Source organism: Pinibacter aurantiacus, assembly GCF_019130065.1.
Lineage (GTDB): Bacteria > Bacteroidota > Bacteroidia > Chitinophagales > Chitinophagaceae > Pinibacter > Pinibacter aurantiacus.
The window spans coordinates 71,527-87,476 of sequence record NZ_JAHSPG010000016.1 but is presented as its reverse complement, the minus strand read 5'-3'; the positions used below and the strand labels follow the sequence as shown (position 1 = coordinate 87,476).

The 15,950-nt window shown below is 40.7% G+C and carries 14 protein-coding genes; 8 read left to right on the top strand and 6 right to left on the bottom strand.

Features of this window, described 5'->3' with window-relative positions; genetic code table 11:
* Positions 1–191: 191 nt before the first annotated feature.
* The 3 genes from gap to KTO63_RS21450 all read left to right on the top strand — a co-directional run bounded on the left by gap (position 192) and on the right by KTO63_RS21450 (position 2,897).
* A complete protein-coding gene (gap, locus tag KTO63_RS21460) occupies positions 192–1,205 on the top strand; it encodes a type I glyceraldehyde-3-phosphate dehydrogenase (RefSeq protein WP_217794017.1) in 1,014 nt (337 codons plus the stop codon).
* 78 nt (positions 1,206–1,283) lie between these two features.
* Entirely contained in the window at positions 1,284–1,637 is a 354-nt protein-coding gene (locus KTO63_RS21455) for a hypothetical protein (protein ID WP_217794016.1), read from the top strand.
* Between the two features lie 60 nt (positions 1,638–1,697).
* Positions 1,698–2,897 carry a phosphoglycerate kinase gene (locus KTO63_RS21450; RefSeq protein WP_217794015.1) on the top strand — a complete coding sequence of 400 codons (1,200 nt, stop codon included), beginning with the start codon at positions 1,698–1,700 and terminating at the stop codon, positions 2,895–2,897.
* Positions 2,898–3,079: 182 nt separating this feature from the next.
* On the opposite strand, the gene scpB is transcribed toward KTO63_RS21450, so the two are convergent.
* Entirely contained in the window at positions 3,080–4,006 is a 927-nt protein-coding gene (scpB, locus tag KTO63_RS21445) for an SMC-Scp complex subunit ScpB (protein ID WP_217794014.1), read from the bottom strand.
* A gap of 417 nt (positions 4,007–4,423) precedes the next feature.
* A complete protein-coding gene (gene atpG, locus KTO63_RS21440) occupies positions 4,424–5,311 on the bottom strand; it encodes an ATP synthase F1 subunit gamma (protein ID WP_217794013.1) in 888 nt (295 codons plus the stop codon).
* A 216-nt stretch (positions 5,312–5,527) separates the two neighbouring features.
* Between atpG and KTO63_RS21435 the strand changes: the two genes are divergently transcribed.
* Together KTO63_RS21435 and secA are read left to right on the top strand one after the other, a co-directional pair.
* Positions 5,528–6,772, top strand: a complete 1,245-nt coding sequence (locus KTO63_RS21435) for a thioredoxin fold domain-containing protein (RefSeq protein WP_217794012.1) — start codon at positions 5,528–5,530, stop codon at positions 6,770–6,772.
* A 329-nt stretch (positions 6,773–7,101) separates the two neighbouring features.
* On the top strand, positions 7,102–10,428 hold the full coding sequence (secA, locus tag KTO63_RS21430; protein WP_217794011.1) for a preprotein translocase subunit SecA: 3,327 nt from the start codon (positions 7,102–7,104) through the stop codon (positions 10,426–10,428).
* A 240-nt stretch (positions 10,429–10,668) separates the two neighbouring features.
* Here secA and KTO63_RS21425 read toward each other — a convergent pair whose 3' ends face one another.
* The 4 genes from KTO63_RS21425 to KTO63_RS21410 all read right to left on the bottom strand — a co-directional run bounded on the left by KTO63_RS21425 (position 10,669) and on the right by KTO63_RS21410 (position 12,589).
* Complete coding sequence (locus tag KTO63_RS21425; protein ID WP_217794010.1) at positions 10,669–10,878, bottom strand: hypothetical protein; 210 nt, start codon at positions 10,876–10,878, stop codon at positions 10,669–10,671.
* Between the two features lie 268 nt (positions 10,879–11,146).
* Positions 11,147–11,329 (bottom strand): hypothetical protein, encoded by a 183-nt coding sequence (locus KTO63_RS21420; RefSeq protein WP_217794009.1) that lies wholly within the window; start codon positions 11,327–11,329, stop codon positions 11,147–11,149.
* A gap of 27 nt (positions 11,330–11,356) precedes the next feature.
* Complete coding sequence (locus tag KTO63_RS21415; protein WP_217794008.1) at positions 11,357–11,887, bottom strand: hypothetical protein; 531 nt, start codon at positions 11,885–11,887, stop codon at positions 11,357–11,359.
* 42 nt (positions 11,888–11,929) lie between these two features.
* Positions 11,930–12,589, bottom strand: coding sequence for a response regulator transcription factor (locus tag KTO63_RS21410; RefSeq protein WP_217794007.1), 660 nt, complete (start codon positions 12,587–12,589; stop codon positions 11,930–11,932).
* Positions 12,590–13,065: 476 nt separating this feature from the next.
* On the opposite strand from KTO63_RS21410, the gene KTO63_RS21405 reads away from it, so the two are divergent.
* From KTO63_RS21405 to KTO63_RS21395, 3 genes are all read left to right on the top strand, one after another.
* On the top strand, positions 13,066–13,428 hold the full coding sequence (locus tag KTO63_RS21405; RefSeq protein ID WP_217794006.1) for a hypothetical protein: 363 nt from the start codon (positions 13,066–13,068) through the stop codon (positions 13,426–13,428).
* Positions 13,429–14,202: 774 nt separating this feature from the next.
* On the top strand, positions 14,203–15,042 hold the full coding sequence (locus tag KTO63_RS21400; RefSeq protein ID WP_217794005.1) for a sensor histidine kinase: 840 nt from the start codon (positions 14,203–14,205) through the stop codon (positions 15,040–15,042).
* Positions 15,043–15,275: 233 nt separating this feature from the next.
* Positions 15,276–15,926, top strand: coding sequence for a response regulator transcription factor (locus KTO63_RS21395; RefSeq protein ID WP_217794004.1), 651 nt, complete (start codon positions 15,276–15,278; stop codon positions 15,924–15,926).
* Positions 15,927–15,950: the final 24 nt, after the last annotated feature.

The following is a 15,950-nucleotide window of genomic DNA, read 5'->3' as shown; positions in this document are numbered from 1 at the left end:
AATCGCATAATCACGGTTAGAAAAATTTCAAGCACCAATCAAAAACATTGAAAGATCGATGATAAAAATCAGGTTCTACTTAATAACAAAAAAATATCTCTCAAATAATTTTGCAGATTTGTAACTTCGCAACTCCCAACATTAAAATAACATTTGCGCTATTGCAAAAACACTAAAATGACATTTAAGTTATGAGCACAGTAAAAGTTGCCATCAATGGTTTCGGAAGAATAGGAAGATTGGTTTTCCGTCAGATTTACAACATGGAAGGAATTGACGTGGTAGCTATCAATGATCTTACCAGCCCGAAAGTATTGGCACATTTATTAAAATACGACAGTGCGCAGGGAAGATTTGATGCTGATGTTAAAGCAACTGACGACGCTATCCTCGTTAACGGCGAAACTGTAAAAATATATGCACAAAAAGACCCGGCTCAAATTCCATGGGGTCAGCACGATGTAGATGTTGTTATTGAAAGTACTGGTTTCTTTGCAGATAAAGATAAAGCTGCTGCCCACCTTAAAGCCGGTGCAAAAAGAGTAGTAATCTCTGCTCCTGCTACAGGTGATTTGAAAACTGTCGTTTTCAATGTTAACCACAGCATTCTTGATGGTAGTGAAACAATCATCTCTTGTGCTTCTTGTACTACAAACTGTCTTGCTCCTATGGCTAAAGCATTGAACGATGCTTTCACCATCGAAGTTGGTAGCATGACTACTATCCACGCTTACACTAACGACCAAAATACATTGGACGCTCCTCACGCTAAAGGCGACCTTCGCCGTGCAAGAGCAGCTGCCGCGAACATCGTTCCTAACTCTACAGGTGCCGCTAAAGCTATCGGTCTTGTATTACCGGAATTGAAAGGTAAATTGGACGGTGGTGCACAACGTGTTCCAACAATCACCGGTTCTGTTACTGAATTGACTGCTGTTCTTGCTAAGAAAACTACAGCAGAAGAAATTAATGCTACAATGAAAGCTGCAAGCAACGAAAGCTTCGGTTACACAGAAGACGAAATCGTAAGCACAGATATCATCGGTATCCACTACGGTTCTTTGTTTGATGCAACTCAAACTAAAGTTGTTACTGTAGGCGACAAACAATTAGTAAAAGTTGTTAGCTGGTACGATAACGAAATGAGCTATGTATCTCAGCTTGTTCGTACAGTAAAACACTTCGCTGGTTTGATCAGCAAATAAATTTCTCAAGGCGGAACTCTACAGTTCCGCTTTTCTCTTTTGACCCTCTAACGATTACTCTGCCAAGAGTCTAAACCTATGCAAATTAAAAACCTGGGCAACGTGAGCCTGGATCAGCTTTCGCATGAAGTTGATCAGGGCGGTCGCTTTGTATTATACCAATACTGCATTTCCGCACTTGTGATAACATTTAAGCGACGATCCGACATCTATTACATCCCTCCGGGGCAAAGCCGCTACATAAAAGGCTTTGGCTTCGCCGCACTGTCTTTACTATTCGGCTGGTGGGGTTTACCATGGGGGCCTATTTATACAGTAAGCACGCTGGCCACAAACTTTAAGGGTGGAAAAGATGTTACCATGGAAGCGATGTTCATGCTACGTCACCAGGATGATAAAATGATAGACTACGACAATCCGGACGCCAACTGATAACTACTGCTGGCTACGGCGGCATCAAAATTTATTGCAGAACGAACCCAACTTTACTTTATGTCACAATTCTCCGAACACAACTTTAAAGGTGAAAAAGCCTTGGTCCGCGTTGATTTCAACGTTCCTTTGGACAAACAAACACAGGCAATTACAGACGACACCCGCATGACAGCGGCTGTTCCTACCATAAAAAAAATATTGAGCGATGGTGGCAGCGTTATTTTAATGAGCCACCTCGGTCGTCCGAAAGACGGTCCTGAAGAGAAATCTTCCCTTAAACATCTTGTGCAGCACCTGAGCGAATTGCTGGGCGGCACAACCGTTTTGTTTGCAAATGATTGCATTGGCGAACAAGCTTTCATGACTGCCAACATGTTGAGAGCTGGTGAAGTTCTATTGCTGGAGAATCTTCGTTTTTACAAAGAAGAAGAAAAAGGCGATGAAAAATTTGCTGAGAAATTAAGCAAATTGGGTGATGTGTATGTGAACGATGCATTTGGTACTGCTCACCGCGCACACGCGTCAACTGCGGTTATTGCCAAGTTTTTCCCCAAAGAAAAAAGAATGTTCGGCTTGTTGATGGAAGGTGAAGTTAGCAGCGCAGAAAAAGTACTGCATAGCGCACAAAAACCTTTCACTGCAATCATCGGCGGTGCAAAAGTTTCTGATAAAATATTGATCATCGAAAACTTATTGGAAAGAGCAACTGACATCATCATTGGTGGTGGTATGGCGTACACTTTCTTTAAAGCACAGGGTGGTAACATCGGCAATTCGCTTTGCGAAGATGACAGACTTGACATGGCAAAGGATCTGCTTAAGAAAGCAGAAGCAAAGGGTGTTTGCATCCACTTGCCTTCCGATTCTGTAATCGCTGATAAGTTTGCTGCTGATGCAAATACTTCTGCTGCACCAAGCAACAATATACCTGCAGGCTGGATGGGACTTGACATTGCAGAAAATGCATGTGCCCAGTTCTCCAACGTTATCAAAAATTCTAAAACCATTTTGTGGAACGGCCCAATGGGTGTTTTTGAAATGGAAAAATTCCAACACGGCACAAAAGCAATTGCTACTGCAGTTGCTGAGGCAACACAAAATGGTGCATTCTCTCTTGTAGGCGGTGGCGATTCTGTAGCAGCAGTTAACCAGTTTGGTTTTACTGATAAGGTGAGCTACGTATCTACCGGTGGCGGCGCTATGCTTGAGTATTTTGAAGGAAAAGAATTGCCGGGCATTGCAGCGGTAAAAGCTTAATGAGTTGAGAATTGAGAGTTGAAAGTGGGGAGTATGGTTTTAAGTGAAACTCTAAGCATATTTAAAAGTGTTGTCGTCATGGCAACACTTTTTTTAATTTCTCCTTTTGCCTTTTTACTTAAAAAAAGAAACCCGCAACTTTCGCTACGGGTTTGCTAATTGTTATAAGGATGCAAAAGAGACTATTGTTTTTCCTCGTCATCACTTTCTTCGGTTTGCGAATCGCCTTCGTCGTCGCTATTTTCGTCGGCATTGCTATCGTCGGAGGCTTCTTCTGACGCTTCTTCTGTAATATCAGCTTCTTCCATGTCCGCAATTTCTTCGTCTCCAGTTTCGCTAATTTCTATTTCCTCATTCAAAACATCAGTTATTTCTTCTTCTGTATGATTTTGAGAAACATGATTTTCTATCAATTCTCCGTCTTCCGTTACTTCCAACGCAAGGTCTTCATCAGTTTCAATTTCTGTCTCAGTTTCAGTAAGCGTATCTACAACTACTTCGTCTTCCTCACCTTCTTCTCCTTGCGTTTGTCCATTTACAATCGCAGTCGGCATAATTTGCTCCGCTAATACTTCTTTGATCTTTGGAAGATCTTCCGGAGTATTCAGACCGAAATAATCCATGAACGATTTAGAAGTCTGGTATAACAAAGGTTTGCCCGGCAATGTTTCGCTACGACCGCAAATGATGATCAATTCTTTTTCAAGCAATTTTTGAATGCTGTAATCTGTACTCACACCGCGAATGGATTCGATCTCTCCTTTTGTAATAGGTTGCTTGTAAGCAATGATCGACAACGTTTCCAAAGCCGCCGCGCTCAGGCGTTTTAGGAACTTATCGCCATTCAGCTGTCCCACCGTTTTGTGGTAAGCTTTTTTGGTAAGAAACTGTAAACCACCGCCACTTTCACGAATTTCAAATGGATAAAACTCAGCGTCGTATTTTTCTTTGATGCCTTCAATACAGCTTTCAATCTGGTCAAGCGTGATCTTGTCCTCCATAAAACCAAAAGCGTTGTTGATCAGCTCGGTAATTTCCAAAGCAGTCAAAGGCTTGTCACTCGCAAAGATCAGCGCCTCTATATGTGGTATAATGTGTCCTATTTCCATATAAAAAATCATTTTGTGTGCCAAACGCTTAATGCCAAAAGCTTAACGCCCGGAGCTCCTTGCGTTAAGCTTTCTGCGTTTAGCATCCAGCTTTACCCCTGCAAGCTTCAAAAAAAAACGATAACATTGAAAGTAGTTTATACACAATGTGAATAACAGTGGAGAGCCGATGTGAGAATTTGAAAATTTGAAAATGAGAGAGCAGGCTGCGTATTGCTCTGCAAGGCCTGTGGCCTTGCAGATTTATCTTATCGCCTTTGGCGATTATTTCGAAATCAAAAAAAGGGCCGCCTTATTTCGGCGACCCTTGTAATTTATTTCTTTTTCACTCTCCCTTGGTTGAAACCAACGGCAATGAAATATGTGAAAATCTTCTTTTTTCTACCTGTTCACTCTCCTCTAATTCCTAATTCCTAGTTACCCTGCCAACGCAGCTGCACCACTTACAATCTCTGTAAGCTCGGTAGTGATCGCCGCCTGACGTGCACGGTTGTAGCTGATCTTCAGGTTGCGCAACAGTTCGTTTGCGTTTTCACTTGCCTTATCCATAGCCGTCATACGTGCACCGTGCTCAGAAGCATGTGCATCCAGAACCGCTTTGAATAATTGTGTGTTCAAAATTTTAGGGATCAACTCAGCAATCAGTTCTTCTTTGCTAGGTTCGAAGATGAAGTCTGTTTTAATATTCTTATTAGTTGTAGCCGGTTTTGCCAAAGGCACTGGTAAGAAACGGCTTGCCAAAAACACCTGTGTTGCAGCGTTTCTAAACTCGCTGTACACGATTTCCACCACATCAAATTTATGATCTCTGTAAGCCTGAACTGCTGCTTCTGCACAAGCCTGCACGTTTTCAAAACTCAGGTTCAGGAAAATATCTTTATACGTATCAGTTACTTTGTAGTTGTTTTTTGCAAAATGCTCAAAACCTTTTTTACCGATTGACCAGATGGTAACATTACCTTTCGCTTCCTGCGCAGCATAATGTTCTCTGATGGTTTGCTTAGCCAGCTTAATAACGTTACTGTTATATGCACCCGCTAATCCACGGTCACTGGTAATAACAATCAACAGCACTTTTTCAGGAGCGCGTTCAGTTGCAAGGTCGCCGCCTATAGAACCTTCTGTATTACTCAAAATATTGCTCAGCACTTCCTGCATTTTTTGTGCGTAAGGGCGCATTTGTGTAATGGCATCCTGTGCACGACGCAATTTTGCAGCACTCACCATTTTCATGGCCTTTGTGATCTGCTGAGAACTTTGTACCGATTTGATTCTACCGCGAACTTCTTTTAAAGCACCTGACATATATAATATTTATATTGATCTTTAGGTAAAAACGGCTCCTTGATATACCGCCTCCGAAAATTTGCGCAAAGGTAACAGAATAGACTTAAAATGGAACATTTAGGGTCACTATTTACTTCACAGATTTTTAAAATGTTAATTCAGGTACAATTTGGGACAAACGGTTTGGATTTTAGCCTCATATGAAACTATTTTAGCACACTTCAAAACTTAAAAATGAGAAAAATAGCAGCACTTCTTGCCTTCCTGCCACTTTTTGGCCTTGCACAGGACAAAGGCATTCATTTTCAACATGGTTTGAGCTGGACCGAAATCCAGGCTAAAGCCAAAGCCGAAAACAAATATATTTTCATGGACTGCTTTACCACCTGGTGCGGCCCGTGCAAATACATGAGCTCAACGATTTTCCCGCAGGAATCTGTTGGAAACTACATGAACGACAAGTTTATCAGTGTAAAAGTTCAGCTCGATACGTCTAAAAACGACAACGAGGACGTAAAAAAATGGTATGCTGACGGACATGACATCATGCAGAAATACAGCGTTCGCGCCTTTCCTACTTTCTTGTTTTTTGCGCCCGATGGCTCCATCGTGCACAGAATGGTGGGTGGTAGCGAGGCAAAAGAATTTGTAGAAAGAGCTTCCGCAGCGCTTGATCCGGCGAAACAATATTACCCGCTGATTGAAAAATATAACAAGGGCGAAAGAAATCCTGACTTTTTGAGAAAAGCAGCAATGGCGGCAAGTGATGCGTACGACCAACCAATGGCTAAAAAGATTTCTGCCGAATATTTGCAAACGCAGAAGGACCTTCTTACAAAAGAAAACATCGAGTTCCTTGACAAATTTACCAATAGCAGTAAAGACAAGGGTTTTGAAGTATTCATGAAAGACCCAGCTAAGGTAAACGCAGTTTTGGGCGCTGGAAAAGCAGAACTGAAAGTGAGAAACATTGCCCTTAATGAAGATGTTATTCCAAAAATTTACAATAATCAAACAGGTCAGTTTTACGAAAACATTGACTGGTCCGCGTTGGAAAAAAATCTGACGGCAAAGTATCCTTCGCTTGGAGGTGAGCTGGCAGCTTTTGGTAAAGTGACTTATTATAAGTACAAAAAAGATTGGAAAAACTTCCAGGCTGCTATCATTCCATACATGGAAAAATATAGCGCGAAAGCCAGCGACAACGATCTGAACGAGTACGCATGGACGATTTTTGAAAATTGTAATGATGTAGCTTGTCTACAACAAGCCCTGGAGTGGAGCAAAAAATCTTTCCAGAAAGACAACAATCCTGGCTTTATGGATACTTATGCCAATTTGTTGTACAAAATGGGCAAAAAAGAAGATGCCATCGCATGGGAAACAAAAGCGATGAATACTTCTCCTGAAAGCGAAAGAAAAAATTACCAGGAAACTTTGGAGAAAATGAACAAAGGCGAAAAAACCTGGAAAGATTAATAAGAAATCAAACGTAAATTTTGTCTGATTTTACCCGAGGGAATGATAGAAATGTCATTCCCTCTTTTGTTTCGTGAATTACTTTTAAAAAATCATCATTTGCCTTGATTCAAAACTATTTTTTAATATTTTATTTTACTGATAAGCAAACAATTGCAGGAGGTAAAACAATTTAAAAAAGCTTTGGCGAGGTATTATTTTTTATTCAAAGTTTGCCCCTAGCTTTTCCTTACCTTTGCTACCCTGTCAAATTGGCCTTAAAAAATTTGTAGCATCGTATTTGACAGCCTGTTATATCAAAATAATTAGAATAATTATAATTAATAAATATGCTAGGGTTCATTCAAAAGCTATTTGGTGGAAGTAAGTCAGAAAAAGATGTAAAAACTATTCAGCCTATTGTTGAAAAAATCAATGGATTTTTCACGGCTTACCAATCCCTCACTAACGATCAACTCCGTGCCAAAACTCAGGAATTCAAACAACGTATCCAATCTCACCTTACGGATATCGATAAAGAGATAGCGGATCTAAATGCGCAGGCTGAGGCTTTGCCGTTTAGTGACTTTACAGGAAAAGACGCCCTTTATCAGGAAGTGGACAAACTGAGAAAAGACCGCAACGATAAAATTGAAGAAATTCTTAAAGAAATAGCTCCTGAAGCATTTGCTGTAGTAAAAGAAACTGCACGCCGCTTTAAAGACAATACAGAGGTTGTGTCAACTGCCACTGACTTGGATCGTAACCTTTCCATTAAAAGAGATCACGTTCGCATTGAAGGCGATCAGGTTATTTACAAAAACTCATGGACCGCTGCCGGTGGTACAGTTACATGGAACATGCAGCACTATGATGTGCAGCTGATCGGTGGTACAGTTTTGCACCAGGGTAAAATTGCCGAGATGGCAACGGGTGAAGGTAAAACGCTTGTTTCTACTCTTCCTGCTTACCTGAACGCGCTTGCTAGTGCAGGTGTACACGTGGTAACGGTGAACGACTACCTTGCGCGACGCGATAGCGAGTGGAACGGCCCTATTTTCGAGTGGCTCGGTTTGACTGTTGATTGTATCGACAAGCACCAACCAAACAGCGAAGAAAGAAGAAAGGCTTACATGGCAGATATCACTTATGGTACCAACAACGAATTTGGTTTTGACTACCTGCGTGATAACATGGTGCACAATCCTGAAGAAATGGTTCAGCGCAAGCACCACTTCGCAATGGTGGATGAGGTGGATAGCGTTTTGATCGATGATGCTCGTACGCCGTTGATCATTTCCGGTCCTATTCCTAAGGGCGATGATCAGCAATATCATATTTTGAAACCACGTGTGCAACAACTATTCGAAGCACAAAGACAAGTGGTAAATAAATTTCTGAACGAGGCTAAAAAGAAAATTGCAGAAGGCAACGACGATCCAAAAGATGGTGGTTTGGCCCTGATGCGTTCATATCGCGGTTTGCCTAAGAACACTGCGTTGATCAAGTTCTTAAGTGAGCCGGGCATTCGTGTGAAATTGCAGAAATCAGAAAACTATTACCTCGCAGATCAGCAAAGAGAAATGGGCAAAGTGGATGAGGAACTATATTTCCACATCGACGAAAAAAATAACTCAGTAGACCTTACAGACAAAGGTCTTCAAATGATCACTAAATCAGGCGAAGATCCAGAATTCTTTATACTTCCGGATATCAGCGTAAAGCTTGCTGCTATTGAGCAAGGCGCAGGTACTCCAGAAGAAAAATTACAACAGAAAGAAGCGCTTCTGAACGACTACTCTACAAAAGCAGATCGCATTCACTCGGTGCAGCAATTATTGAAAGCATACACTTTGTTTGATAAAGATGTGGAGTATGTGGTAATTGAGGACCAGGTGAAAATTGTAGATGAGCAAACAGGTCGTATCATGGAAGGTCGTCGTTATAGCGATGGTTTGCACCAGGCGATCGAGGCGAAAGAAAATGTAAAGATCGAAGCAGCAACACAAACATATGCTACGATCACCTTGCAAAACTACTTCCGTATGTATCACAAGCTTTGCGGTATGACCGGTACTGCCGAAACAGAAGCAGCAGAGCTTTGGGATATCTACAAACTGGATGTGGTTACTATTCCTACAAACGTTCAGGCGGTTAGAAAAGATGAGCAGGACCTTGTATATAAAACAAAACGCGAAAAATATTCTGCAGTAATCGATGAAATCGAAAGACTGCGTAATGCGGGCCGTCCGGTACTTGTGGGTACAACCTCTGTAGAGGTGAGTGAATTGCTGGGCCGTATGCTGCAGGTGAAAAAAATTCCGCACAACGTGTTGAACGCAAAACAACACGCCAAAGAAGCACAAGTAGTTGCTGAAGCAGGTTTTGCAGGAGCAGTTACTATCGCTACAAACATGGCGGGTCGTGGTACGGATATCAAACTTGGACCAGGCGTAAAAGAAGCGGGTGGTTTGGCGATCATTGGTACAGAGCGTCACGAAAGCCGTCGTGTAGACAGGCAGTTGCGCGGTCGTGCCGGTCGTCAGGGTGATCCGGGAAGCAGCCAGTTCTATGTGTCATTGGAAGATGATTTGATGCGTATGTTCGGTAGCGAGCGTATCGCCAGCCTGATGGATAAAATGGGCTATAAAGAAGGTGAAGTGATCCAGCATAGCATGATCACAAAATCTATCGAGAGAGCGCAGAAAAAAGTAGAAGAAAACAACTTTGGTATTCGTAAGCGTTTGCTGGAGTATGATGATGTAATGAACAAACAAAGAAACGTTGTTTACAAAAAACGTAACCACGCTTTGTTTGGCGACAGACTTGCGCTTGATCTTGATAACGCGTTCTACACAGTTGCTGAAGGTCTCATAAACTCATTTAAAGAGCAGGAGGACTATGAAGGTTTCAAACTGGCAGTGATTATGAACTACGGTATTGAAACTTCTATTACTGCCGACAGTTTAAAACAAGACAATCTTGCTGCGCTTACAGAAGTTTTGTACAACGAAGCGTCTGCAAATTATCAACGCAAGCAGGAAAATATTCAGCAGCACGCTGTTCCTGTTTTCCAAAATATTCGTCAAACACAAGGTGAGCATATCGAGAATGTTGTAGTTCCGTTTACTGATGGAAGAAGAGGTGTGAACGTGTTGAGCAACATGCGTAAAACACTTGATACAAGCGGAAGAGAGCTTACCAATTCTTTGGAAAGAACAATCACTCTTGCGTTGATCGATGATGCATGGAAAGAGCATTTACGTGCAATGGATGATTTGAAACAAAGTGTACAAACGGTATATCTTGAACAAAAAGATCCATTGGTAATTTATAAAGTGGAAGCATTTGATCTGTTCAGAAATATGGATAGCGAGGTAAACAAAGACATCGTGTCTTTCCTTTGCCACAGCGGTATTCCAATGGAGCAGCAACATTCCGGACATATTCGTGAGGGTCATGAAGAAAAAACAGACATGAGCCGTTTACAAGCGAATAAAGAAGAAGTTGATGCAGCTGGTAAGGATTATGCAGCAAACGAAAATGATTACTACGATCCATCTGGCGCTGCGGTAAAACAAGAGCCGATACGTGTAGGACCAAAGGTTGGCAGAAACGATCCTTGTCCTTGCGGAAGTGGAAAGAAATTTAAACAGTGTCACGGAAAAGATTTATAGGTGTAAAAAGCCGATCCTTTTGGATCGGCTTTTTTTATGGAATTAAGAATTAGGAATTACCCGTAGAGACGCATTGAATGCGTCTCTTTAACACCTGAAGAATGCTACGGAAAATAGCACGCTTGACATCTAAAACACCAAATGGTGCGAGAGACGCGTTCAACGCGTCTCTACGGGGTGCGTCACAAACTAAAAAGCGAGCGGATCAATACGATCAGCTCGCTTTTTGCAAATAATTTTCTAGCAAAACGCTTTTTGAAATGCGGCTTTTGATAACTGCAATTCGTCCAGCAAGCTAATTGTGTTCCACTCTGCAACGCCATCTGTATTTTGACGTGAATCTTTTAGCATGAGCAAATGCAAAAGGCTGCGTTGGAGATCGTACAGGGTTTCTACGGGCGTAGGAGTTGCAATCTCAATAATAAGTTTGTTGTCTGAAATTTTGACCATCTTTTGTTTTTTTTAGGAAAATAAAAAACCCGTGTTTAGGTGTCCTACGCTCACAAAAGAGGAAGCGTTCGGCGGCTTTCGCTCGTCCGCACCATGCACGGGGAAGAATTGTAATTGTTCTCATTCTTTTGTGATTATTAGGAATAGCGAAAGTATTTTTTCATCACAAAGAACATTTATGGAATCGGTCATTTTTTATTGCTGAATCAATCAAACACGTTGCAATGTCAAAAGTTCGCATTACACACTGTTGGCGCAGATATGCGGCTTAGCTTGTGCGGATGGCTATCTGTGCCGGCACTATGAAGTCGCCGGCACAGATAGGCCCTTGCGCAAAGGCAGCGCCGCATATCTGCGCCAACTTCTTATATGTGCACCAACGGTATTTGTGCACCAACTCACCTAAAAAGAAAACGCTGATCACGATAGACCAGCATTTTTCATTTCTCATACAGCAAATATTATTAAGCGATTCCGTCTATTTAAAACTGAAATCGAAAGCTCTTATTATTTCTCCATTGTCCCTTTGCAAACAAATAATTTCATCAGATTGTGAAGTAACAAGGTTTAGGTACTCTCCTTCAATAAGCTTATCGAAATCTTCAGGAGATACTTCGATGTATTCATCCTCCTTTCCGGGATAGAACAGCAAGTATTTTTTTATTAATGCGTGATAATATTTTTGCGCCACAAAATGATGCTGCCAACATTTGGCGCAGGAGATATCTTTTTTTAATGGTATTACATCACGCCGGATGTCTCTAACCAGAAAAAAAGTAAATATGCTAAGAAAGGGAAGCGAAAACGCACTGATGATTTCCCACCCATACATCGATATATCTGACAGGTGTTTTACCTTATTAAGCAAAAGTGCCAATATAAAAATGACTGCTCCGTAAAAACAGGCATACCGGGAAAATATCGTTCTCTTCGACCATTGCAGCTTTTCAACCAAAAGGCCCTTATGATCCTCGTTCATTCTTATTTCTGAAGATGCTTGCTGAAGCATGATGCCAAAGTGTAAAATTTACCTTATACTAGTTGAAACTTTTTAGTCAATGATTTTATTTCTCATACCGTACATGATCAATCCTGCAATTGTCTTCGCTCCCACTTTCGTCTTCATATTCTGCCTGATTGTTTCTATGGTGCGTGGACTCAAAAACACTTCTTTCGAAATCTCCTCAGTGGTTTTATCCTCCGCAAGTAGTTTCAGGATGCGCACTTCTTTTTCAGAAAACTTAACAGGATTAGGGTAAAACTGGCGAACGGTGCGGCGGGTCTGTAACCTCGACAGCACGGCCTTGTTTACCATGTCGTTAAAATAGAAGTCTTCGTTCATGCAGGTGAGAATGGCCTGGTAGATCTCTTCCGGATCTGTAGTTTTTGTGAGATAGGCATTTGCGCCCATTTCCATCATTTTGGTGATCATCTCCTGATCATCGTACATGGTGAGCACAATAATGCGCACATCCTCATACTCTTTGCGCAAGAGCGGAATGGCGTTTATGCCGTCTACTTCAGGCATTCTAATGTCCATCAAGAGAACATCAGGCTTTTTCAGTTGCATTTTATGCATGAGATCTTTACCATCCTCGGCTTCCCAGAGGATTTTCAGGTAGTCTCTGCCTTTTAGAGCCATCTTAATGCCGTCCCGAAAGATCTTGTGGTCATCGGCTATTGATACTCTAATAACCAGTTCAGAACTCATAAGGTTGGTTGTATTGGGTTTGGTTTTTTACTAATAGGAAATTCTAATTATTACGATAGCACAATGTCTAAAATACGCTTAAAAATTGTACTACAACATTAAACGTAATAAGAAAAGTACTATTGTAATAACTAAGCTACGTTTTTTAAAATATTATACAAACTAACAGGTCAATAACCTGAATAATATTTACTTGGATCAATTCCAAAACCTCAAAAAAGTATCAAATTAAAGTTTTTCGCCATAGAATTGGGCGAAAAATAAAAAAACTATGATAGTAATTTTACTATTATTGCATCGTCTTTTTACTCATTTTAGATTAGTAGACATACGAACAAACCAATCGTAAAAGCCCTATGGCATTGAATTGCAGGCAATATAGTAATTAAACTGCGCAATTTACGCTGTTGGTTTTTTTTTTTTTTGGAAGGTTATTCACGGTCTCATTAATCTAAAATTCAAAAAACTTACTTGTGATGCAAAAAGAACTTTTACACTCAAACCCAGCCGCTGTAGGCGAAGAGATCGGACAAGAATTAGGTGCAAAATTCGTAAAAGACTTCCAGGATGCTCATCCTGATGAGGTTCAGGCTTATTTCATTGGTCGTAACATTATCGAGCAAATGCTAGCTCAGCCTGACTGTGTAGGAATCCGTTTCTACAATGCATTGAACGAAGCTGGTCAAAAAACTTTGGTTTATGTTGGTATCGATTCAAAAGATAACATCATTAAAGAAATTACTTCTATCAACCAGTTTGGCCAATTGGAATCAAAACCAGGCATTACTGCAGACAGAGTTGTTCCTAATGACGACGCTGTAACCTGGAGCTGGTACTAATTCTTGAAAATAATTATTTTTATATCATACCGTTTTATATTTTTGGATATAAAAATTCATAGTTATCACGGTATTACAATATATAAGCACATTTTCAAGCCTGATACCCATAATGTTTTTTCTTTTTTCACGTAAGAAAGGAAGAACATTATGGGTTATCTTTTTTTATTGCTTGTATACCCTGGCCAATGATCTTTTGCTGATGTCGTCCAAACCAAGCAAGCAATTGTTAACAAACGGCATTTCCCGCGAAACCCTTCTTAATGTTTTTACCGTCGTTGAATTCTCTTTATTTGCCACTTTCTTTTATTTAACCCTGCAGAAGCAGCTGGTTAAGAGGATCCTCCTCGTAATTTCACCCATTTTTCTCTTTTTTTCAATATTTTATAATTTTTCGGCGGCGGCTTCGTTTGATTCTATTCCGGTAACTATTGAGGCTATTCTGATCATAAGCCTTTGTATATATTATTTCTTTGAGGAGCTCAACCAAATGAACGACGAGTTCATTTATGCAAAGCCCGAATTCTGGGCAGTAGCAGGAATAATGTTATATTTAGCAGGAACTTTCTTTCTTTTTGTGCAGGCGGGGCAGTTATCGCGCAATACCCAAATAACTTTTTGGGTAATCAACCTGGGATGTAATATCTTGAAGAACATTATGTTCGCAGTGGCGTTTTCAATAAAAAAAAACAACTATCAAAACTTAAGAAGTAATTCGAGGATTTCGCAAACCCAACTTAATTAAAGCATCAACAACCCTTACCCGAAGTCAACATGGTTCTGCTTCAAATACTCAATAGCGCCAGTCCGGTTTCGCAGATGATATTCTTCGGAACTATAGGGATGCTGATCCTCACGATAGGGTTGATCTTTCTTATAATCTTCCACCAGAAAAAAATTATCCGTTATCAAATGGCGCTGCAACAGCTGGAATATCAACAGCAGAAAATGTTGCTCAACGCATCTATTAAATTACAGGAAGAAGAAAGGCAGCGCCTGGCAGCTGATCTTCACGATGATGCCGGACCACTTCTTGCCACTGCACGGTTATACCTCAACGAAAACCTTGTTAATCTCGATAAAACCACGCAGCTTCAGAATATTTACAATGCAAAGCAAATTATCGACGAGACCATACAGCTTATAAGGAACATTTCACACTCATTGATGCCGCCTACGCTTAAAAACTTTGGTCTTGAGTCGGCAGTAAATGATCTGTTTCAAAAAATAAGCGGCGCAGGCACCATTACAGGCAGTGCACGGTTCCATGACTATAAGGAAAGAATGCCGGCTGAAAAAGAGCTTATTGTATTCAGAATTATCCAGGAGCTCGTGAATAACATTCTTAAACATAGCAACTCAAGCTTCATTCATATCACTCAAAACATCAACGGCAACAGCTTCTTCATTCGTCTTCACCACGACGGCAAAGGCCTTACGCAGGCTGATTTTGAGAAGCTAAATAAGAGTTCTGGCGGGTTGGGTCTTAAAAATATCCAAAGTAGGTTGAACGTGTTACAGGGAAAGATTTTCTTTGAGCGCGACAGTTCGCAAACCTACTATAAGATCACAATCGAATTAAACCTTAATGAAGAGGATATTAAGGTCGATTAATAATGAGGGTCAAACGACTTTAAATTTGAAAATCTGAGGATTTGAGGATTTGGAAATGCTTCTGGTGCGCCTTTCTGGTTTTATTGTTTTCTACCGTTATCGGGAAGAGTTGGCCTGGAAAATGAACGTTGCCCGAAAAGAATTTTCAAATTTTCAAATTCTCAAATTTTCAAATTGGCAGATTTTGTATCTTTAATAATCGTAATAATAAGCCAATATCATTTTTTTCACCTATGAGAATAATCAAAGTTGCCATTGCTGATGATCACAAAATTTTCCGTAAAGGGGTTATTCTTTCTTTAAGGCCTTATACCAACCTGAAGTTTGTACAGGAAGCAGAAAATGGAGAAGAACTTATTAACGGTCTTTTACAGGCAGACCCGGACGTGGTGCTGATGGATCTTCGTATGCCCCAGAAGGACGGAATTGAAGCAACAAAATTTATTACCAAAAATTATCCTCACATTCATATAGTAGCCCTCACCATGTTTGAAGACGAGCGTTTCGTTGGTCACATGATGGAAATTGGCGCCAATGGTTACTTGCTGAAAAGCGCAGATCCTTCCGAGATCAGAAGAGCCATTATGGATGTCATGAATAAAGGCTATTACCTCAATAACTTCGTAAACAGAATCCTTCTTAAAAAAGCCCACGCTAAACAAAAGGTAATTCCAAACCTCAATTCAGAAATTACATTAAGCGACAGAGAGCGTGACGTTATCAAGTACATCTGCATGGAATTTACAGCCGCAGAGATCGCCACAAAAATGGAAGTGAGTCCAAGAACTGTTGAAGCCATCAAGGACCGCCTAATGGAGCGCTTTGGCGCTAAGAACACAGCGGGTTTGGTGTTTTATGCAGTGAAGAATAATTTGGTAGACTAAAGGAGTTGAGAGTTGAGAATTGAG